A 19,680-nucleotide genomic window follows, 5' to 3' on the forward strand; every position below is an offset into this window, starting at 1 on the left:
ACTACGCGCGCCTTTCCGACCGGTCCGGCGTTCCGGCAAGGCCGCTCCTACACGCCAATGGAGGTGCTGACCGCCAGCGTCTTACTCCACCCAGACCCAACCCGCCTCCAGCCCTTGAACTTCGACGCCTTGCGGCACTGCGCGAAGAGGAGTGACGACAACATTGCGCCCTGGCTGATAGTCGTCCGCGCGATACAGCACGTAGTGGCCACTGCCGTCGTCAGTACGCAGCGCCGCTGCAGGCACCGCCAGCGCTTGCTCATTGCTGTACAGCAACACGGTCACCTGCGCGCTCATCCCCAGCCGAACGCCCAGCGCGACCGGGTCTGGCTGAGTATCCAGAGCAATCAACAAATCGAACCAGGCGCCCTGCCCATCCTCGGTCCTGGCCTGCTGACCAACCGCGACGACCCGGCCGTTGAGCGTGTGCCCAGCAAACCCCTCCCCGCTTACCTGCACGAACATCCCCTCGTGAACCTTGTGCAGATCGCTTTGCTCCAGTGCGGCGCGCACCTGTAACTGGCTCAGATCGACCAGCACAAACAGCGGCGTGCCTTGACTGGCCAACTGGCCGACTTGCAGCGCAAGTTGGCGGTCCTCGCTTGGCCGAGGCACCAGCAGCCCACTGAACGGCGCGCGTACCTCGCGCTGGTTACGTAACGCCGCCAACTCGCGCTGGCGCGCTTGAGCAGCGTCGAGTTCAATGCTCGCCAGTCGCAAATCTACGCCTTGCCCGCGCTCACGGGTTTGTCGCAGATGCTGCCTGGCATCAAGCAGGTCCTGCTGCAGCATCACCACTTGTTGCTGCAAGGCCTCCACTTCCTGACGGGCGACGATACCCCGGTCGAACAGCCGCTGCGTCTGCTTCAAGGCTGCCTGCGCGAGCTCCAGGCTGCTGCTGGCCATAGCCTGCGCTCGTTTGGCCTGGGCCATCTCCGAGCCGCTTGCCCAGGCTTGCAGCTGCCGCAACGCGCGCTGGCTCTGCAGCAGCTGCGCTTCAGCTTGGCGAAGCTGCGGGTCCAGTTCAGCAGTGTCGAGTACAGCAATGATTTCTCCCGCTGCCACCTGCTGCCCCGGCGCTATCGGCAGCGCCTGAAGCAGGCCGGCAAACGGCGCCGCCACGGTCACTTGACGAACAGCCTGAATCCGCCCGAGCACGCCAAGGCGCTGCTCGATGAGTTGCGGCTCGATCCGCAGCCATGAGCCGACGCTATTCTCGCTCACCTCTGCCGGCCAAGGGCGCCATGGGCTAAGCAGAAGGCAGCCAAGCACCAGCATCGAAATTGCCAACACCTGCTGCCTAGTCATTGATGGCCACGTCCCAGCTGTCCAATGTCGTGCCCAGAATCAAGTCAAGAGCGGTCTGCGCATTCAAATAGGCGATCTGCGCGTCCAGCCGTGCACTCTGTGCGCCGCGCAGATCGCTCTCGAAACTGAGCACCTGAAAGTTGCTCGACAGGCCGAGCGCTAGCTTCTCCTGTTCGATGGCGAGCTTGCGCCGTGACAGATCCAATGCTCGCCCGGCGATTTGCAACTGGCGCCAACTGACCTGCACTTCGCGCACGCCATCGACAACCTCGCGCTGCAGTTGCTGACGGGCGTCGGCCAGTTGCAAGCGTCGACTATCAACGGCGACTTGGGCCCGTACCAGCCCTTGCCGCCGGCTCAAGTCAGCAATTGGGATTTCCAACTGCAACCCCAGATAGTGTTCCCAGACCTTGCCGGAACTTGGCCGCTCACGGGCCTGGCTGGTAGCACCGATCAACGACAAGTCCCAGCGCTGCTGATCCTTGGCAAGGCGCAGATCGAGGTCTGCCTGCTGATCGGCCAGCAACTGCAGCAGATAGATCGGCTGCAAGGCTTCAGCCTGGGCTAAAGCCCGCCTCGGATCTAGTCCGGTCGGCTCGGCTTCCGCCTCTTCGCTAACGCGCAAGGGCGTGTCCAGGTCCAGAGCCAGTGCTTGCAGCAGCGCCAGGCGGCCAGCGTGCAGGTTATTACGACTGCCCTCCAGAGCCAGTTCCTGATTGGCCAGCTCTGCTTCGGCCTGAACAATCTCGAACGCGGCCATGCGCCCGGCGTCAATCAGCTCGCGGTTGACGGCAATCAGCTGGCTGGCCCGTTGCCGTGCATCATCGGTGATGTTTAGTTGTTCCTGCGCACGTAACAGGTCGCGATACAAGCCAATGATGCTGGTGATGGTGTGTGACACTTGATCTTTGAGGGCCAGTCGATTGGCCTGCTCAGCCAGTTCCGCCTGATGCAACGGTGCCATGGCTATGTCACGCCCTGCACCTCTGAGCAGCGGCTGGATCAGCATAAGGTTAGCACCGTCACGATAACGCGGCCCAACTGCATTGCCCCGAGTCTGGCCGTAGGCCCAGTCGAGACTCACGCGGGTGCCGTAAGCCGTCAGCACACTCGCGCTGGGCGTTAACTCTGCCTGGCGATAGCGATCGTCCTGATTGCGGTTGGCCTGATACTGCGCCTTGAAGGAAAGTTGTGGCGCGTAGCGGTCAACTGCAACGCGCAGCTCGAACTTGTCAGCAATGCGCTGCAAGTAAGCACTGCGAATACTGCGGTTGTCGCGCAAGGCCAAGGCAATCGCGTCGCTCAGACTCAACACCAGCTGGTCACGAGCTGTAACCGCCTTGGCCGAAACCGCCCCGGGGATGATCTGGCCAGGCGAGCGCAAGGCGGCTGCGGTGATACCAGGCAGCAGGCACAGCAGCAGGCAGCAGCGCATCATCCGGTCATTCATCACGCAGCGCTGCCACGGGTTGCAGACGCGCAGCAGCCAGCGCCGGCTGCAGGCCGAAGAACACCCCGATCAGCAGCGCACTGACCACGCCCAGCGGTATCGACCAGGGATCAAGGGCAAAATCCCAGCCCGACAGCCAAGCGAACAACCAGGCGGCCAGTACCCCAACCATCGAACCAAGCACAGCCCCGCCACTTGCCAGAATCACCGCCTCGAGCAGAAACAACCAAGCGATATCCACAGGCCGTGCGCCGAGCGCCATGCGTACGCCGATCTCACGCCGCCGCTCGATGACGCTCATCAGCATTACATTCATGACGCCTACGCCGCCAACCAGCAGTGCGATAGCGCCCAGGCCTGCCAACAACCAGCTGAACAGACGCGCCTGGCTGGCCATGCCATCAAGCAACTGCTGGGGTACCTGCACTTCGACTTCAGCGCCGGGCAGTTGCATGCGCAGATCACCGGCCAATTCATCAGCAGCAACGCGCACGCTTTGTGAATTGCGCGCCAGCGCCACTACCGCGCTGATCTGCGGTGCCGATGACAAGCGGCGCATGGCTTGCAGCGGTATCAGCAAGCCGTCATCGACCGCCACTGGCAGCAACGGGTTGTAGCCAATCGGAGCAAGGATGCCGATCACTTCGAACAGATAGCGACCCAGCTGCAACTGGTCGCCCACGCACGCCTGCAGTTGCTGCGCAGCGATCGCCCCCAGCAGCAGGTAAGGGCTGTGGGCGTCATGCTCTGACAACAACCGTCCCTGGTCGGCGGTCAGGTCGAGAACAGTGGCTAACGCCGGTGTACTGCCTGTGACCATGAGCGCTTCACTGATAGCGCCCAGACGCACCTCGACCGGCGCCATCGCCAGCGGCGCTGCGCTGATCAGCAGTGGTGAAACCGCTGACAGCTGCGGCGGCTGAGCCGTCATCGCCGGGGTCTCGCTATCACGCTGCAAAGTGGCGACCAGCAACTCGCTGCCCATGCCTTGAAATAACTGCCGAGATTGCAAGGCGGCGCTATGGCCGACATTGAGCAACGCCACCACTGCGGCGCAGCCCACCGCAATGCCCAACAAGCCCAGCCAGGCGCGACGCCCCATCGTGCCCAGGTTTGCTATCGATTCGGCCAGCCGCTGAGAAGCGCTCGGCCCGTAATGTTCAGCGAGCATCGCCGACCTGCCCTGCCCACACGTTCAAGCAGCGCTGCATGTGGCTGGCCATCGCGGGATCATGAGTGACCAGCAACAGCGTCACACCGCGCTCACGATTGAGCGCTTTCAATAGCTCAAGCACATCTGCCGCCGCTTCGCCATCAAGGTTGCCGGTGGGCTCATCGGCGAGTAACAACTGCGGCTCGCCGACCAACGCGCGGGCGATCGCGACGCGTTGACGCTGGCCGCCGGAAAGCTCGGCTGGCCGATGGCTCATGCGCGCCCCCAACCCGACCGACTGCAGCTGCCGTCGCGCGGCGCATCTGGCCCGCAGCACAGGCATGCCGCGATAAAAAAGCGGCAAGGCAACGTTGTCCAGCACAGTCAAGCGCGGCAGCAAGTGGAAGCTTTGAAAGACGAAGCCGATGCTGCGGTTACGCATCATTGCCCGTTGCGCACCGCTGGCACCGGTCATGTTCTCACCACCGATCAGCACACGGCCCTGACAGGGTTCATCGAGCAGACCGATCAGGTTAAGCAGCGTGCTTTTGCCAGAGCCTGACGGGCCAACGATGGCGCAGGATTGACCATGAGCGATCGACAGCGAGACATCACCAAGGATCACCTCGCCGCCGAGTGAATGGTGGACGTGTTCAAGCGAGATGGCGGGACTCATGAGGGACTTGCCTCGTTGCCAAGACCTTTGGCGCTGCCCTCGTCGCCGGCCGCATCCTTGCGTTCATTAGCGGGTTTCCATTCGTTGGCCAACATATCAAGAAGAGACGTATTGAATTCTGGCCAGTCAACTTCCTGCACGTCCAGCTGAAGCATGATTTCCACTTCATAATTGCCGTAACGTGATTCCTCTATTGCTGGCAGCGCCTTGTAATATGCCAAGATCTCCTTAAGACCTTCGGTACTTTTTCCTCTCTGCTGATACTCATTCCACATTTTCCCAACAACAGACTTTGACCATTCACTGTACTGCCGACCTGACTCAATCATCGCCGCCTGACGTTCATTAGTCGTGAACGAACCTCCTTCGTCATAGGCAATAACACTCAACTGCTGTGCACTCATGCCAAAGAATGGGTTCTCACTTCGACCATTGATAAAATCCGTCGCTTGCCGGGCACTTGCAAGCCACTGAGGGTCATCGCTGCCAGGTAATTCTGCATCATGTTTTGCTTTGTTGAGATCGTAACTTGCCCCATACACTTTTTCTCTGATGGATGCAGCCAAAGCGGTCAGTTCCTTACGGCTTAATTGACTGTCACGAGCACTTGCGCGTTGTTCAGCTGCACTCAGCCTCTGAGCAAGTGATGATAGGGTTTCCTGGCTGTTTTCGCTGACAACCACACCATTTACAGGTGAGCTTTGATCACCAGTATTGCGTGCGGAAACTCGTACCTCACTGGCGCTATTCAGGGTGAATTCATTATTCTTTATTTGCATCATGCACCTGTTCATTTCGAGCGCCCGCCTTGGATTAAGCGCACGCCCAGATCATGTGCAACCCACTCGTTACACCTGAGCGGGCGGCGCTGTTGGGTAAAACGCTACTTCATCACGAACTCAACTCGCCATGAGTAATTAGCAGCAGTAGCAGTAATGATCGCCGTACAGGTGGCTCCCCCAGACGGGGTGGCCGTTTTGGTCCATTCCGGCTTTTTTATTCCCCCGGGCAACACGCGCATCTGAAACGTGGTGCCGAAAGCACACGTCTTCTGACCGATCGTGTATCGCACCATAGCCGCGTTCACGTCAGGACTAATTACTCGCTGTACCGTAAAGTTATTGCTAGCCCCAGCAGGGACTTCTTCAGCGGGCTTTGGCTTGGCAGCCAAGTAAGTGCTGGACTCATTGGAAGTAACTATTTTCAGGGTCGCTTTCGCCGACCCCATGTTTTTGAATGTTACCTCTACAGGCGGCCCAGCATGCGCCAGCCCCACAGTGGACAGGGATACAGCGCCCATGATGCCTACCATCAGATTTCTCATATTGACTCTTCCCTATTGGGCAGCTCCGTGGATCGGATCTGCTGGGTGGCAGCGCGCACCCTTCATCGGATGGGCGCTGCTCACTGGCTGCTGAAGGTGACTTCTGATCCAAGGCTGCCCACGACGCTCCATCGTTCCAGGCCAGCACCTGCAGCTCATCCATCATCTCTAACGGCACCCAGCCTCAAACCCTTAAGGTTCGTAAGGTCTTGCTCTGTTACGGCATGTGAGCCCCATTGCAGAGCACCGCGTGATAGACGGGGCGGAGCGGCATTAAACGCCAAACATCAGGCGCCAAATAATCGACAAGACAAGCTCGACGCCGCCGCGCCAGCAGACCGTTCGTAATTTTTTGACGAATTTTGCAATTATTTTTCCGGTGATGGCATATAACCATCCCGCTGGGTTTTCACCCTTTATATACCGGGGTGAAACCGTCGCGTGCTATCACCATGCAACTATGCGCACTTAGATAAATATTTAGAAATCTTTCATTTCGTCAGTTTCGGTTCAGGAACTTTGCCCCCAAGGTGCCCCTCATAGGACCCGTAACGAATCTTCATCGCTGCATGTGAGAGATGACTTACAGATGACAAGCGGCAGGTACCTACTACCCGGCCGAAGAACTTAGGCAGACGCCACGGTAACCACCAAGCGCGCTGCCAGCTGAAGGAGATGCAAGCCCCTTAAACGTCCTAGTGGTTGATTTCAAAGGATTTATCCACTTGAAAGAACAAGCACAGCAGTTCGCCACGTAGCGCGCTGCAGTAAAGACGGCTGCATTTCAGGGCACGTTTTTTAATGATCGGTCTTTGACTGCCTACTTAGAGTGCACACCGTTGTGCACTCCGGATTTATTCATGCCTGCGTTCGGTGAAGTGTGCACTCGCCTTGGCAAAGTGCGCCCGAATTAATGCTGGTTAATCAAACCGGCCGGCACTTCCGTGGAAGAGTCGGCGTGATAAACACTTGAGGTGAAAGCGATGCGTATCAGCATTTTTGGTTTGGGTTATGTGGGTGCAGTGTGTGCAGGCTGCCTGTCGGCACGGGGCCATGAAGTGATTGGTGTGGATGTGTCGCAGACCAAGATCGACCTGATCAACAAGGGCAAGTCGCCCATCGTCGAGCCGGGCCTTGAGCAACTGCTGCAACAGGGCATCGCCAATGGCCGTCTGCGTGGCACCACCAACTTCGCCGAGGCCATCCGCGCCAGCGACGTGTCGATGATCTGCGTGGGCACGCCAAGCAAGAAAAACGGCGACCTGGGCCTTGAGTACATCGAATCGGTTTGCCGCGAAATCGGTTACGTGCTGCGTGACAAAGCCAGCCGCCACACCATCGTGGTGCGCAGCACCGTGCTGCCTGGCACCGTCAAGAACGTGGTCATCCCGATCCTGGAAGACTGCTCGGGGAAAAAGGCCGGCGTCGACTTCGGTGTCGCGGTCAACCCTGAATTCCTGCGTGAAAGCACCGCGATCAAGGACTACGACCAGCCACCGATGACTGTCATCGGCGAGTTCGACACCGCCAGCGGCGACGTCCTGCAAGCGCTGTACGAAGAGCTCGATGCGCCGGTGATCCGCAAGGACATCGCCGTTGCCGAAATGATCAAGTACACCTGCAACGTCTGGCACGCAACCAAGGTCACCTTCGCCAACGAAATCGGCAACATCGCCAAGGCGGTCGGCGTCGATGGCCGCGAAGTGATGGACGTGGTCTGCCAGGACACCGTACTCAACCTGTCGCAGTACTACATGCGCCCAGGCTTCGCCTTCGGCGGCTCGTGCCTGCCCAAGGACGTGCGCGCCCTCACCTACCGCGCTGCCAGCCTCGACGTACGTGCCCCGCTGCTCGACTCGCTGATGCGCAGCAACGAATCGCAGGTGCAGAACGCCTTCGACATCATCGAGAGCCACGACAAACGCAAGATCGCCCTGCTCGGCCTGAGCTTCAAGGCCGGCACCGACGACCTGCGCGAGAGCCCGCTGGTGGAACTGGCCGAGCGCCTGATTGGCAAAGGCTACCAGCTCAACATCTACGACCAGAACGTTGAGTACGCCCGTGTCCACGGCGCCAACAAAGAGTACATCGAGTCGAAGATCCCGCACGTCTCGTCGCTGCTCAACGCCAACTTCGAGCAAGTCATCAACGACGCCGAAATCATCATCCTCGGCAACCGTGACGAGCAGTTCCGCGCCCTTGCCCAGCAAGCGCCGGCCGGCAAGCAAGTGATCGACCTGGTTGGCTTCATGAGCAAGCCCACCTGCAGCACCAGCCGCACCGAAGGCATCTGCTGGTAAGCCAGCCTGACGCGGGGCCGCAAGGCCCCGCTCTCTACTGAATTTCGTGACGGATGCCGAACATGCATAGGTTCCAGACAGTACTGATGCAGTGCGCCGGATGGCTGCTCTACATGAGCTTGCTCATGTTGATCGCCCTGGCCCTGCCCAGCGACATCTTCGATTCCGAGTCGAAGCATTTCATCTTCCTGGTCGGTGCGGTCGGCATCTGGCGTTACTCGATGGGCGCCACCCATTTCATCCGCGGCATGATCTTCCTGTATGGCGTCTATCCGTACCTGCGCAACAAGGTACGCAAGCTGGGCGACGACGCCGCGCCATCGCATGTGTACCTGATGGTCACCAGCTTTCGCATCGATGCGCTGACCACCGCGCAGGTGTACAGCTCGGTGATTCGCGAAGCGATCAACTGCGGCTACCCGACCACCGTGGTCTGCTCGTTGGTGGAAAAGTGCGATGAGCTGTTGGTGAAAAGCCTGTGGGCCAAATACAACCCACCAGAGCACGTCACCCTCGATTTCGTGCGTATTGCCGGTACCGGCAAGCGCGATGGCCTGGCCTTCGGCTTCCGTGCCATCTCGCGGATGATGCCCGACCAGCATGCCGTAGTGGCCGTGATCGACGGCGACACCGTGCTCGGCGACGGCATCGTGCGCAAGACCGTACCCTGGTTCAAGCTGTACCCCAATGTCGGTGGCCTGACCACCAACGAATTCTGCGAAGTGCGCGGCGGCTACATCATGAGCGAGTGGCACAAGCTGCGCTTCGCCCAGCGCCATATCAACATGTGCTCGATGGCCCTGTCCAAGCGCGTACTGACCATGACCGGGCGCATGTCGATGTTCCGCGCCAGCGTGGTGACCAACCCCGAGTTCATCGCCGATGTCGAAAGCGACTCACTGATGCACTGGCGCCTGGGCCGCTTCAAGTTCCTTACCGGTGACGACAAGTCGAGCTGGTTCAGCCTGATGCGCCTTGGCTACGACACCTTCTACGTACCGGACGCGGCGATCAACACGGTCGAGCACCCGCCGGAAAAGAGCTTCCTCAAGGCCAGCCGCAAACTGATGTACCGCTGGTACGGCAACAACCTGCGGCAGAACTCGCGCGCCCTTGGCTTGGGCCTGAAGCGCCTCGGCCCGTTCACCAGCCTGGTGCTGTTCGACCAGCGTGTGTCGATGTGGACCAGCCTGCTCGGGCTGACTGTGGCGGTGATCGCCAGCCTGAAATTCGGCATGGCATACCTGCTGGTGTACCTGCTGTGGATCGGCATCACCCGGCTGATCCTGACGATCATGCTGCTGTGCTCGGGGCACAAGGTAGGCCCGGCCTATCCCGTGATCCTTTATTACAACCAGATCGTCGGCGCGATGATGAAGATCTACGTGTTCTTCCGCCTCGACAAGCAGTCCTGGACGCGTCAGCCGACTGCCCTCAAGCGTGACCTTGCCAGCTTTCAACAATGGTTCAACACCTGGTCCTCGCGGACCATGACCTTCTCGGCGGCCAGCATCTTCGTTGCTGTGCTGTTCATGGTCGTGTGAGCCCCTCCGGATCAGAACTAACAGGAACTTGAAATCGCCATGAATAACGCCGTCAACGTCAATGTCGTGCATGAGTCCGAAGCCCAGCGCCAACACGCCCGGGTGCGTATCCCCGCCAAGCTGCGTTTTGTGGACGGCAACCGTGAGCCGCAAGAGGCCAAGGTCGATGACCTGTCTGCTGGCGGCCTGTCCTTCCAGGCCAAGCGCGCACTGCCGATCGGCGAAGTGATCCGCGGTCGCCTGCAGTTCGTGGTCGACAACCTCGGCCTGTCGATGGACATCGAGTTTTTGGTGCGCACCAGCGACGCCGCCACCGGCCGTACCGGTGCGGAGTTCCAGAATCTCGAGCCACGCGACATCGCCACCCTGCGCCACATCATCACCTCGCACCTGTCGGGCGAGTTGATCACTGCCGGTGACGTGCTCAGTACCCTGCAACGCGACAACTTCACCAAGGCGCGCAAGCAGAAGGACGGCGGCTCGGGTCTGAGCGCGTTTGGCCGCCTGCGTGCCGTGACCGTGACCCTGGGCGTGTTCGTGGTCGGTATCGCCGCCTTTGGTTTTGTCGCCAAGTCGCTGTATGGCATGTACTTCGTCAGCCACGCCGAAGCCGGTGTGGTCGCCGTGCCGACCACCACCGTGACCATGCCCCGCGACGGCACCGTCAAGAGCCTAGTCGAAAGCGGCGGGCAAGTGGTCAAGGGCGCGCCACTGGCAAGCTTCAGCACCAGCATGCTGGACATGCTCAAAGGCCACCTGGACGACTCGCAGCTGGAGCCGGCCAAGGTCGAGGAACTGTTCGGCAAGCAACTCGCCGGTACCCTTACCAGCCCGTGTGATTGCGTCGTCGCCGAGCAACTGGTGGATGACGACCAGTACGCCAGCAAAGGCCAGCCGATCTTCCACTTGGTACCGCGCACCACCAACCCGATGATCGAGGCGCGCTTCAGCTACCGCCAGTTCGACGAGGTAAAGCCGGGCACCAAGGTTAACTTCCAGATCGCCGGTGAAGACGAAGTGCGCACTGGCCAGATCGTCAGCAGCGCAAGCCTCAACAGCGAAGACCTGGCCTCCGACATCCGCGTGCAGATCAAACCCGACGGTGCCTTGCCCGCCGAACTGGCCGGTCGCCCGGCAGCGGTCAACAGCGATCGCGGCCCTTCGCTGGATTGGCTGATCAGCAAAGCTGCGGCCCGTGGGCTGTAAGAGGATCTGACCATGAGCCTGTTCAACCTACCCATGGCGTCGCCCGGCGCGCGCCCAGCCACCTGGTGCTCACTGGCGATCGCCATTGCCCTGAGTGGCTGCGCCGGCCTGCCCGATCAGCGCCTGGCCAACGAAGCGCTCAAGCGTGGCGACACCGCCACTGCCGAGCGCAACTACAAGGCCTTGGCTGATCTCGGCTACAGCGATGCGCAGGTCGGCCTGGCCGATATTCAGGTGGCCTCGCGCGACCCTGCGCAACTGCAGCAGGCCGAAGCCACCTACCGCGCCGCCGCCAGCACCTCGTCGCGGGCCCAGGCCCGTCTTGGCCGCCTGCTGGTAGCCAAACCGGACAGCACCCAGGCCGAGCGCGAAGAGGCCGAAAGCCTGCTCAAGCGCGCCGCCGCCCAGGGCGAAAGCAACACCCTGATCCCGCTGGCGATGCTGTATCTGCAATACCCGCAGAGCTTCCCCAAGGTCAACGCGCAGCAACAGATCGAACAATGGCGCGCTGCCGGCAACCCGGAAGCGGGCCTGGCGCAGATCCTCCTCTACCGCACCCAGGGCAGCTACGATCAGCACCTGGATGACGTCGAGCGCATCTGCAAAACCGCCCTGAACAGCACCGACATCTGCTATGTCGAGCTGGCCACCGTCTACCAGAAACGCAACCAGGCCGAGCAACGCACTGCCCTGCTTGAGCAGCTCAAGTCGGCCTATGCCCGCGGCAGCGTACCGGCCAGCCGGGTCGACAGCGTGGCGCGGGTACTGGCTGATCGCAGCCTGGGCCAGACCGACGAGAAAACCGCCAAGGACCTGCTCGAGCAGGTTGCCCCGGCCAACCCGGCCTCCTGGGTCAGCCTGGCGCAGTTGCTGTATGACTTCCCCGAGCTGGGCGACACCGACCAGTTGCTGGCTTACATCGACAAAGGCCGCGCCGCCGAACAGCCGCGTGCCGAGCTGCTGCTGGGCCGCCTGTACTACGAAGGCAAGACCCTGCCAGCCGATGCGGCCAAAGCCGAAACTCATCTGCAAGCCGCCGCTGCTGCCGGCGAAATCAGCGCCCATTACTACCTCGGCCAGTTGTACCGCCGTGGTTACCTCGGCCAGGTCGAGCCGCAAAAGGCGGTCGATCACCTGCTCAACGCCGCCCGCGGCGGCCAGCTCAGCGCCGACTATGCGCTGGCTCAGCTGTACAGCGAAGGCCACGGCATCCGCCAGAACCCTGGCAATGCCTGGGTATTCGCCAGCCTGGCGCAGGCCAACCCGTCGCAGCAGTCGACCGAACTGCTGCAGCAACTCGATCAGCAACTGACGCCTGAGCAGCGCAGCCAGGCCCAGCGCCTGCTTGCGCAAGAGCAGCAGGCACGCGGCAGCATGGCCAAAGCCGGCAACAGCATGATGGCCATCGAAGCCCTGCAAGACGATGAAGACGCCGAGGATTCCTCCCTATGACGCTCAACCCCTTCGTGAAGGCCGGGATCGGCCTGAGCTTCGCCCTGCTCTGGTCGTGCCCGACCTTGGCCGATATCACCGCCGAGAAGAACTTCGGCCTCGACGTGAAAATCACCGGCCAGTCGGAAGACGACCGCGACCTCGGCACCCGCTCCGGCGGTGATGTGCAAGGCCTGGGTCTGGACCTGCGCCCTTGGGTCTACGGCGAGCGTGGCAACTGGAGCGCCTTTGCCATGGGCCAGGCGGTCGCGGCCACCGACACCATCGAAACCGACACCCTGCGCCAGTCCGACGATGGCAGCACCGTCGACACCGCTGCCGACGGCCGCAAAGCCGACAAAAGCTACCTGGCCATGCGCGAGTTCTGGGTCGGCTACAGCGGCTTCACCGCCTACCCCGGCGAGCAACTGCGGCTCGGCCGCCAGCGCCTGCGTAACGACGACGGCATGTGGCGTGACAGCAACATCGAAGCGCTCAACTGGACCTTCGACACCACCCTGCTGCGGGCCAACCTGGGCATGGCCCAGCGCTTCAGCGAATACCGCACCGACCTCACCGAGCTGGCTCCGGAAGACAAGGACCGCACCCATTTCTACGGCGACGTTGCCACGCAGTGGACCCCCGGTCACTGGGTTGGCCTGCGCGCGCACCACACCCATGACAGCGGCAGCCTGAAAAACACTGGCGAGAGCCTCGACGGCCTGGACAAGCGCCGCACCGGCGACCTGACCTGGCTGGGCCTGGAAGCCAACAGCGATGCCTACAACTGGCGCAACCAGCACACCGTCAACTACTGGGGCAGCCTGACCTGGCTGACCGGTGACCGCGACAAGCTCAACAGCGAGCTGGTCGGCAACGAGCAAGTCGCCACCGGCAAGCAGAGCGGCGACGTCAATGCCTGGGCCACCGATCTCGGTATCCGCCTGCGCCTCGACCCGCAGTGGCAAGTCGGCGCGGCCTATGCTCGTGGCAGCGGTGGCGGCGGCAGCAAGGGTTCGAACAACTACGAGCAGACCGGCCTTGAGAGCAATCGCTCCAGCTTCACCGGCACCCGCTCACGGGTGCACCGCTTCGGCGAAGCCTTCCGCGGTGAGCTGGGCAACCTGCAGGCAGCCACCCTGTTCGCCTCCTGGCAGCTGCGCGACGACTACGACGCCAGCTTGATCTACCACAAGTTCTGGCGCGTCAACGGCCAGCAGAACATCGGCTCCAGCGGCATCAATGCGGTGGTCGATGACGAAGGCGTCAACCGCCCACTGGTCAACGGCGAGAAGGACCTGGGCCAGGAGATGGACGTGGTCGTCACCAAGTACTTCAAGCAAGGCCTGCTGCCAGCATCGCTGAGCCAGTCGATCGACGAACCGTCGGCGCTGGTACGCCTGCGTGCTGGCGTGTTCAAGCCTGGCGATGCCTACGGCAAAGAGGCCGACTCGTACATGCACCGCGCCTTTGTCGACGTGATCTGGCGTTTCTGACGTGCGCCGAGGACTGGATATGAACCTGCAACCCAAGCTTCGCTACAGCCTGCTCGCCAGCGCCCTGCTGCTGGCCGCAGGCGTGGCTCAGGCCGCCGAGCCAGGCACGGCCAAGGGCCTGCAGCAGGCCAAGACCTACACCGTGACCAGCGCGCCAGTCGAGCCGCTGCACATGGAGCCGCCCAAGCTGCCTGATCTGACTGGCTACACCGCGCAAGCGGTGCAAGCCAAGATCGATCGCAGCCGCAAGGGCAAGGTCAGCGTGCGCCGCATGCTTCAGGAAGAATCGCTCAAGGAATTCATCGGCGGCGACAACAAGGCCGCCGAGTGGGTCCAGCGCCAGCAGGGTATCCCCCAGGCGATCTTTGTCGACGACGGCCATGTCGACCTGACCGAGCTGAGCAAGCAAGTGCCCAAGCAGTACCTGAGTGAAGTGTCGCCGGGCGTGTATCTGGCACGCTTGCCGATCGTGGTCGGGCAGAAGGGCGTGCTGGAAATCAACGGCAAGGTCAAAGAGCTGCGTCTGTCGCAGGAGCGCGGCGCGTTTCTGGTCAACGACGGCAAGCTGTTCGTCAGCGACACCCAGGTCACCGGCTGGCGCGAGAAGGACAACGGCCCGGCCAGCTTCCGCTCGCCCAAGGAGTTCCGCCCGTTCCTGCTGTCGTGGGGCGGCACCGAGACCTACATCGTCAACAGCAAGATGGCCAGCTTTGGCTACTCCCAGTCCAAGTCGTACGGCGTGAGCATCTCGCAGTACACGCCGAACATGGCGAAAAAGATGGGCCGCGCAGAACCGACCGGCTGGATCATCGGTTCCGAATTCAGTGACATGTGGTACGGCTTCTACTGCTACGAGACCAGCGACTTCGTGGTCAAGGACAGCACCTACCGCGACAACATCGTCTACGGCATCGACCCGCACGACCGTTCGCACCGCCTGATCATCGCCGGCAACACCGTGCATGGCACCAAGAAAAAGCACGGCATCATCGTTTCGCGTGAGGTCAACGACAGCTGGATCTTCAACAACAAGAGCTACGACAACAAGCTCTCCGGGGTGGTGATCGACCGTAACAGCGTCAACAACCTGATTGCCTACAACGAGATCTACCGCAACCACACCGACGGCATCACCGTGTACGAAAGCGGTGACAACCTGATCTGGGGCAACAAGGTCATCAACAACCGTCGCCACGGCATCCGCGTGCGCAACAGCGTCAACATTCGCCTTTACGAGAACATCGCCATGGCCAACGGCCTGGTCGGTGTTTACGGGCACATCAAGGACCTGTCCGACACCGACCGCGACATCGCCCTCGACCCGTTCGACGCCAAGGTTTCGCTGATCGTGGTCGGCGGCGAGTTGACCGCCAATGGCTCCGGCCCCTTGTCGATCGACTCGCCGCTGTCGGTCGAGCTGTACAAGGTGGCCATGCTCGCCCCGCGCAAAGCCAGCGGCATCAGCCTCAATGGCGTGCTCGGCGAGCGCCAGGACGAAATACTCGACCTGCTGGTGCGCCAGCAGAAGGCTGTGCTGATCGACCCGGTCGAACGCCAGACCGAAATGATCGATTAAGGAATGCTGACCATGACCACTGCACCTTTGATGAAACTGCTCGGCCTGACTGCCGCCCTGCTGGCGATCAGCCAGGGCGTGCGCGCCGAACAGGTCCAGGCGCCGAGCTTCACCGCCGAGCCATGCTGTCAGCTGTGCCCGGAAGCGCACGACGCCAGCCGCTACACCACCCGCTACCAGCAGAACTTCACCACCCTGGTGCAGGCGCAGGGCGACTGGTTGTTCCGTACCCGCGAAGACCTGCGCACCGAGTTCAGCACCAGCGCTGCCGGCTACCAGCGCCTGCAGCAGGTGCACGACGCCTTCAAGAAACGCGGCATCGAGCTGGTGATGGTCTATCAGCCAACCCGTGGCCTGGTTAACCGCAACATGCTCAATCCGGCCGACAAGGCCGCGTTCGATTACCAGAAGGCGCTGGGCAACTACCAGGCCATGCTCAAGCGCTTTGCCAAGATGGGCTACACCGTGCCGGACCTGTCGCCACTGACCAACGAGCAGCTGGCGGCAGCCGATCAGGGCAAGGACTTCTACTTCCGCGGCGACCAGCACTGGACGCCGTATGGCGCTGAACGAGCGGCGAAGATCATCGCCAAGAGCGTGCAGCAGATGCCGGCCTTCGCCGACATTCCGCGCAAGGAATTCGAAACCCACAAGTCCGGGCGCATGGGCAAGACCGGCACCCTGCACAACGTCGCCGGCCAGCTCTGCGGCAGCAGCTACGCGGTGCAGTACATGGACCAGTTCGCCACCGAGCCGAAAGGCGCCGCCGGCGACGACGACCTGTTCGGCGACAGCGGCAATGCCGAGATCACCCTGGTCGGCACCAGCCACAGCGGCAAGAACTACAACTTCTCGGGCTTCCTGCAGCAATACATCGGCGCCGACGTGCTCAACGTCGCCTTCCCGGGCGGTGGCCTGGAAGGTGCGATGATCCAGTACCTGGGCAGCGAAGAGTTCAAGACCCACCCGCCAAAGATCCTCATCTGGGAATTCTCGCCGCTGTATCGCCTCGACCAGGAAACCATCTGGCGGCAGATCCTCGGCCTGCTCGACAACGGCTGCGATGACCGCCCAGCACAGATGAGCGCCAGCACCACGCTCAAGCCCGGCACCAACGAAGTCATGGTCAACGGCAAGGGCGGCGTGATCAAGGACCTGGTCAACCGCAACCTGCAGATGGACATCAAGTTCGAAGACACTTCGGTCAAGGTCCTGCAAGCGACCCTGTGGTATCTGAACGGGCGCCACGAGGACATCAAGATCGAAAAACCAGAGACCTCCGACACCGACGGGCGCTTTGTCTTCCAGCTGCGTGAAGACGAAGACTGGGCCAGCCAGAACCTGCTCGCGCTGGAGCTGCAAGGCCCGGAACAAGGCACCCAGAAAGTCGAAGCCAAGCTCTGCAAACGCAACAACTTCGCCAGCCCTGCGCACACAGCGCAGGCTGGCCAGTGAGGCGCACATGATCAAGCCACGCACGACCTTCGCCCCTGCCCTGCTCGCCCTGGCCCTGTTTGCCGGCGCTGCGCAGGCCGAGCTGGTACCCCCACAGGGTTACTACGCCGGCATCGAGCAGATGAAAACCACCGACGGCAAGTTCCGCTGTGAACAGGCGCCCAAGCCTTACACCGGCGCCTTGCAGTTTCGCAGCAAGTACGAAGGCTCGGACAAGGCCCGCTCGACGCTCAACCTGCGCTCGGAAAAAGCCTTCCGCGACTCGACCAAAGACATCACCACCCTCGAGCGTGGCGTCAGCAAGATGGTCGGCCAGTACATGCGCGACGGCCGCCCGGCGCAGCTCGATTGCGCGCTTGGCTGGCTGAGCCAGTGGGCGCAGGCCGACGCCTTGCTCTCGACCGATTACAACCACACCGGCAAGTCCATGCGCAAATGGGCACTGGGCAGCATGAGCGGCTCCTGGCTGCGCTTGAAGTTCTCCAATTCGCAGCCGCTGGCGGCGCACAAGGCCGAAGCCGAAGCCATTGAAAAATGGTTCGCCCGCCTGGCCGAACAGACCGTCAAGGACTGGAGCGACCTGCCGCTGGAGAAGATCAACAACCACAGCTACTGGGCCGCCTGGTCGGTGATGGCTACTGCCGTCGCCACCGACCGCCGCGACCTGTTCGACTGGGCCGTGAAGGAATACCGCGTCGGCGCCAACCAGATCGACGAGCAGGGCTTCTTGCCTAACGAGCTCAAGCGCCGCCAGCGCGCGCTGGCCTACCACAACTACGCTCTGCCGCCGCTGGCGATGATCGCCAGCTTCGCCAAGGTCAACGGGGTCGACTTGCGCAGCGAGAACAACTTTGCCCTGCAGCGCCTCGGCGAAGGGGTGCTGGCCGGTGCCCGTGATCCGCGTCAGTTCGTTGCCCGTACCGGCGTCAAACAGGACATGAAAGACCTCAAGGTCGACAGCAAGTACGCCTGGCTCGAGCCGTGGTGCGCGCTGTACCAGTGCGTTGGCGACACGCTGTCGCGCAAGCATGGCATGCAGCCGTTCGACAGTTTCCGCCTGGGCGGCAACATGACCCGGGTGTATGACCCGAGCGCAGCTAGCAACAAGTAACACTCATCCCTATGGAAGCGGGCTTGCCCGCGAATGAGGCACCGCGTGATGCCAGGCAAAGGCTACGCCTTTGTTCGCGGGCAAGCCCGCTCCCACAGGGTATTAAGTTGCTCCCCGGTCCAGGCTGGGGGGTTTGGGGGGCTGCTGCCCCAGCTACGTACATCCATCAGGAGAACGAGGATGGTCTTCTCGTCAAATGTGTTCCTGTTCCTGTTCCTGCCGATCTTCCTCGGCTTGTACTACTTGAGCGGGCAACGCTATCGCAACCTGCTGCTGCTGGTCGCCAGCTACATCTTCTACGCCTGGTGGCGGGTCGACTTCCTCGCCCTGTTCGCCGGCGTGACCCTGTGGAACTACTGGATCGGCCTCAAAGTCGGCGCCGCAGGCGTGCGCACCAAACCCGCACAGCGCTGGCTGCTGCTCGGCGTAGGTGTCGACCTGGCCATTCTCGGCTACTTCAAGTACGCCAACTTCGGCGTCGACAGCCTCAACGCAATAATCACCTCGTTCGGTTTCGAGCCGTTCATCATCACCCACGTGCTGCTGCCGATCGGGATCTCGTTCTACATTTTCGAGTCGATCAGCTACATCATCGACGTGTACCGCGGTGATACCCCGGCGACTCGAAACCTGATCGACTTTGCAGCGTTCGTGGCGATCTTCCCGCACTTGATTGCCGGCCCGGTGCTGCGCTTCAAGGACCTGGTTGACCAGTTCAACAACCGCACTCACACCCTCGACAAGTTCTCCGAAGGCTGCACCCGCTTCATGCAGGGTTTCATCAAGAAGGTGTTCATCGCCGACACCCTGGCGGTGGTTGCCGATCATTGCTTCGCCCTGGAAAACCCTACCACCGGTGACGCCTGGCTCGGCGCCCTGGCCTACACCGCGCAGTTGTACTTCGACTTCTCCGGCTACAGCGACATGGCCATCGGCCTCGGTTTGATGATGGGCTTTCGCTTCATGGAGAACTTCAAGCAGCCGTACATCAGCCAATCGATCACCGAGTTCTGGCGGCGCTGGCACATCAGCCTGTCGACCTGGCTGCGCGACTACCTGTACATCACCCTGGGCGGCAACCGCAAAGGCACCTTCAACACCTACCGCAACCTGTTCCTGACCATGTTGCTCGGCGGCCTGTGGCACGGCGCCAACATCACCTACATCCTCTGGGGCGCCTGGCACGGCATCTGGCTCGCGATCGAACGTGCGCTGGGCCTGGACACCAACCCGCAGCGCTTCAACCCGATCAAATGGGCGTTCACCTTCCTGCTGGTAGTGACCGGCTGGGTGATGTTCCGCTCGGAAAACCTCGACGTGGCCGGGCGCATGTACGCCGCCATGTTCAGCTTCGGCGAATGGCAGCTGTCGGAACTCAACCGCGCCAACCTCACCGGCCTGCAGGTGGCAACCATGTTCATCGCCTACGCAACCCTGGCGTTCTTCGGCCTGCGCGACTTCTACCGCAATGCCAAGCCAACGCCCAAGGCAACCCCGGTACAGATCAACAGCGACGGCTCGATCGGCCTGGACTGGAGCCGGGTCATGGCCCGCGTGCTGGTGCTGCTGTTGTTCGTTGCCTCGGTGCTGAAACTCTCGGCGCAAAGCTATTCGCCATTCCTCTACTTCCAGTTCTGAGGCACGGACGAC

Annotated in this window: 14 protein-coding genes; 9 read left to right on the top strand and 5 right to left on the bottom strand. The window is 61.6% G+C overall.

Going from position 1 to position 19,680, the window contains the following annotated elements:
• Positions 1-81: 81 nt before the first annotated feature.
• From ACIOAU_RS17955 to ACIOAU_RS17975, 5 genes are all read right to left on the bottom strand, one after another.
• On the bottom strand, positions 82-1,224 hold the full coding sequence (locus ACIOAU_RS17955; RefSeq protein WP_188036625.1) for an HlyD family efflux transporter periplasmic adaptor subunit: 1,143 nt from the start codon (positions 1,222-1,224) through the stop codon (positions 82-84).
• A 76-nt stretch (positions 1,225-1,300) separates the two neighbouring features.
• Entirely contained in the window at positions 1,301-2,746 is a 1,446-nt protein-coding gene (locus ACIOAU_RS17960) for a TolC family protein (RefSeq protein ID WP_401183677.1), read from the bottom strand.
• A 4-nt stretch (positions 2,747-2,750) separates the two neighbouring features.
• Positions 2,751-3,929 carry an ABC transporter permease gene (locus ACIOAU_RS17965; protein ID WP_259075925.1) on the bottom strand — a complete coding sequence of 393 codons (1,179 nt, stop codon included), beginning with the start codon at positions 3,927-3,929 and terminating at the stop codon, positions 2,751-2,753.
• Positions 3,919-4,587 (bottom strand): ABC transporter ATP-binding protein, encoded by a 669-nt coding sequence (locus tag ACIOAU_RS17970; RefSeq protein WP_259075923.1) that lies wholly within the window; start codon positions 4,585-4,587, stop codon positions 3,919-3,921. Before ACIOAU_RS17970 ends, ACIOAU_RS17965 begins: the two co-directional genes overlap by 11 nt.
• Positions 4,584-5,369: a hypothetical protein gene (locus ACIOAU_RS17975; RefSeq protein ID WP_259075921.1), complete on the bottom strand. Its 786-nt coding sequence runs from the start codon at positions 5,367-5,369 to the stop codon at positions 4,584-4,586. The genes ACIOAU_RS17970 and ACIOAU_RS17975 overlap by 4 nt, the downstream gene beginning before the upstream one ends.
• A 1,525-nt stretch (positions 5,370-6,894) precedes the next feature.
• Between ACIOAU_RS17975 and ACIOAU_RS17980 the strand changes: the two genes are divergently transcribed.
• The 9 genes from ACIOAU_RS17980 to ACIOAU_RS18020 all read left to right on the top strand — a co-directional run bounded on the left by ACIOAU_RS17980 (position 6,895) and on the right by ACIOAU_RS18020 (position 19,668).
• On the top strand, positions 6,895-8,211 hold the full coding sequence (locus ACIOAU_RS17980) for a nucleotide sugar dehydrogenase (RefSeq protein ID WP_401183682.1): 1,317 nt from the start codon (positions 6,895-6,897) through the stop codon (positions 8,209-8,211).
• Between the two features lie 53 nt (positions 8,212-8,264).
• Positions 8,265-9,755 carry a glycosyltransferase family 2 protein gene (locus ACIOAU_RS17985; RefSeq protein ID WP_101322043.1) on the top strand — a complete coding sequence of 497 codons (1,491 nt, stop codon included), beginning with the start codon at positions 8,265-8,267 and terminating at the stop codon, positions 9,753-9,755.
• Positions 9,756-9,794: 39 nt separating this feature from the next.
• Positions 9,795-10,961, top strand: a complete 1,167-nt coding sequence (locus ACIOAU_RS17990; RefSeq protein WP_101322044.1) for an alginate biosynthesis protein Alg44 — start codon at positions 9,795-9,797, stop codon at positions 10,959-10,961.
• A gap of 33 nt (positions 10,962-10,994) precedes the next feature.
• On the top strand, positions 10,995-12,413 hold the full coding sequence (algK, locus tag ACIOAU_RS17995) for an alginate biosynthesis TPR repeat lipoprotein AlgK (RefSeq protein ID WP_103438849.1): 1,419 nt from the start codon (positions 10,995-10,997) through the stop codon (positions 12,411-12,413).
• Entirely contained in the window at positions 12,410-13,888 is a 1,479-nt protein-coding gene (locus ACIOAU_RS18000; RefSeq protein ID WP_101322045.1) for an alginate export family protein, read from the top strand. Before algK ends, ACIOAU_RS18000 begins: the two co-directional genes overlap by 4 nt.
• Before the next feature lie 19 nt (positions 13,889-13,907).
• Positions 13,908-15,464 (top strand): mannuronan 5-epimerase AlgG, encoded by a 1,557-nt coding sequence (algG, locus tag ACIOAU_RS18005; protein WP_101322046.1) that lies wholly within the window; start codon positions 13,908-13,910, stop codon positions 15,462-15,464.
• A 12-nt stretch (positions 15,465-15,476) separates the two neighbouring features.
• Positions 15,477-16,919, top strand: a complete 1,443-nt coding sequence (locus ACIOAU_RS18010) for an alginate O-acetyltransferase (protein WP_101323103.1) — start codon at positions 15,477-15,479, stop codon at positions 16,917-16,919.
• 7 nt (positions 16,920-16,926) lie between these two features.
• On the top strand, positions 16,927-18,030 hold the full coding sequence (locus ACIOAU_RS18015; protein ID WP_101322047.1) for a mannuronate-specific alginate lyase: 1,104 nt from the start codon (positions 16,927-16,929) through the stop codon (positions 18,028-18,030).
• A 180-nt stretch (positions 18,031-18,210) separates the two neighbouring features.
• Positions 18,211-19,668: an MBOAT family protein gene (locus ACIOAU_RS18020; protein ID WP_101322048.1), complete on the top strand. Its 1,458-nt coding sequence runs from the start codon at positions 18,211-18,213 to the stop codon at positions 19,666-19,668.
• Positions 19,669-19,680 lie beyond the last annotated feature (12 nt).

The sequence above is a fragment of the Pseudomonas sp. NPDC088322 genome (assembly GCF_044740745.1).
In the GTDB taxonomy this organism is placed as follows: Bacteria; Pseudomonadota; Gammaproteobacteria; order Pseudomonadales; family Pseudomonadaceae; genus Aquipseudomonas; species Aquipseudomonas shirazensis.

Excerpts from the sequence above, each read along its gene's own strand:
- ACIOAU_RS17960 (WP_401183677.1), bottom strand. The coding sequence starts at position 2,746 with ATGATGCGCTGCTGCCTGCTGCTGTGCCTGCTGCCTGGTATCACCGCA.
- ACIOAU_RS17965 (WP_259075925.1), bottom strand. The coding sequence starts at position 3,929 with ATGCTCGCTGAACATTACGGGCCGAGCGCTTCTCAGCGGCTGGCCGAA.
- ACIOAU_RS17970 (WP_259075923.1), bottom strand. The coding sequence starts at position 4,587 with ATGAGTCCCGCCATCTCGCTTGAACACGTCCACCATTCACTCGGCGGC.
- ACIOAU_RS17975 (WP_259075921.1), bottom strand. The coding sequence starts at position 5,369 with ATGATGCAAATAAAGAATAATGAATTCACCCTGAATAGCGCCAGTGAG.
- ACIOAU_RS17980 (WP_401183682.1), top strand. The coding sequence starts at position 6,895 with ATGCGTATCAGCATTTTTGGTTTGGGTTATGTGGGTGCAGTGTGTGCA.
- ACIOAU_RS17985 (WP_101322043.1), top strand. The coding sequence starts at position 8,265 with ATGCCGAACATGCATAGGTTCCAGACAGTACTGATGCAGTGCGCCGGA.
- ACIOAU_RS17990 (WP_101322044.1), top strand. The coding sequence starts at position 9,795 with ATGAATAACGCCGTCAACGTCAATGTCGTGCATGAGTCCGAAGCCCAG.
- algK (WP_103438849.1), top strand. The coding sequence starts at position 10,995 with ATGGCGTCGCCCGGCGCGCGCCCAGCCACCTGGTGCTCACTGGCGATC.
- ACIOAU_RS18000 (WP_101322045.1), top strand. The coding sequence starts at position 12,410 with ATGACGCTCAACCCCTTCGTGAAGGCCGGGATCGGCCTGAGCTTCGCC.
- algG (WP_101322046.1), top strand. The coding sequence starts at position 13,908 with ATGAACCTGCAACCCAAGCTTCGCTACAGCCTGCTCGCCAGCGCCCTG.
- ACIOAU_RS18010 (WP_101323103.1), top strand. The coding sequence starts at position 15,477 with ATGACCACTGCACCTTTGATGAAACTGCTCGGCCTGACTGCCGCCCTG.
- ACIOAU_RS18015 (WP_101322047.1), top strand. The coding sequence starts at position 16,927 with ATGATCAAGCCACGCACGACCTTCGCCCCTGCCCTGCTCGCCCTGGCC.
- ACIOAU_RS18020 (WP_101322048.1), top strand. The coding sequence starts at position 18,211 with ATGGTCTTCTCGTCAAATGTGTTCCTGTTCCTGTTCCTGCCGATCTTC.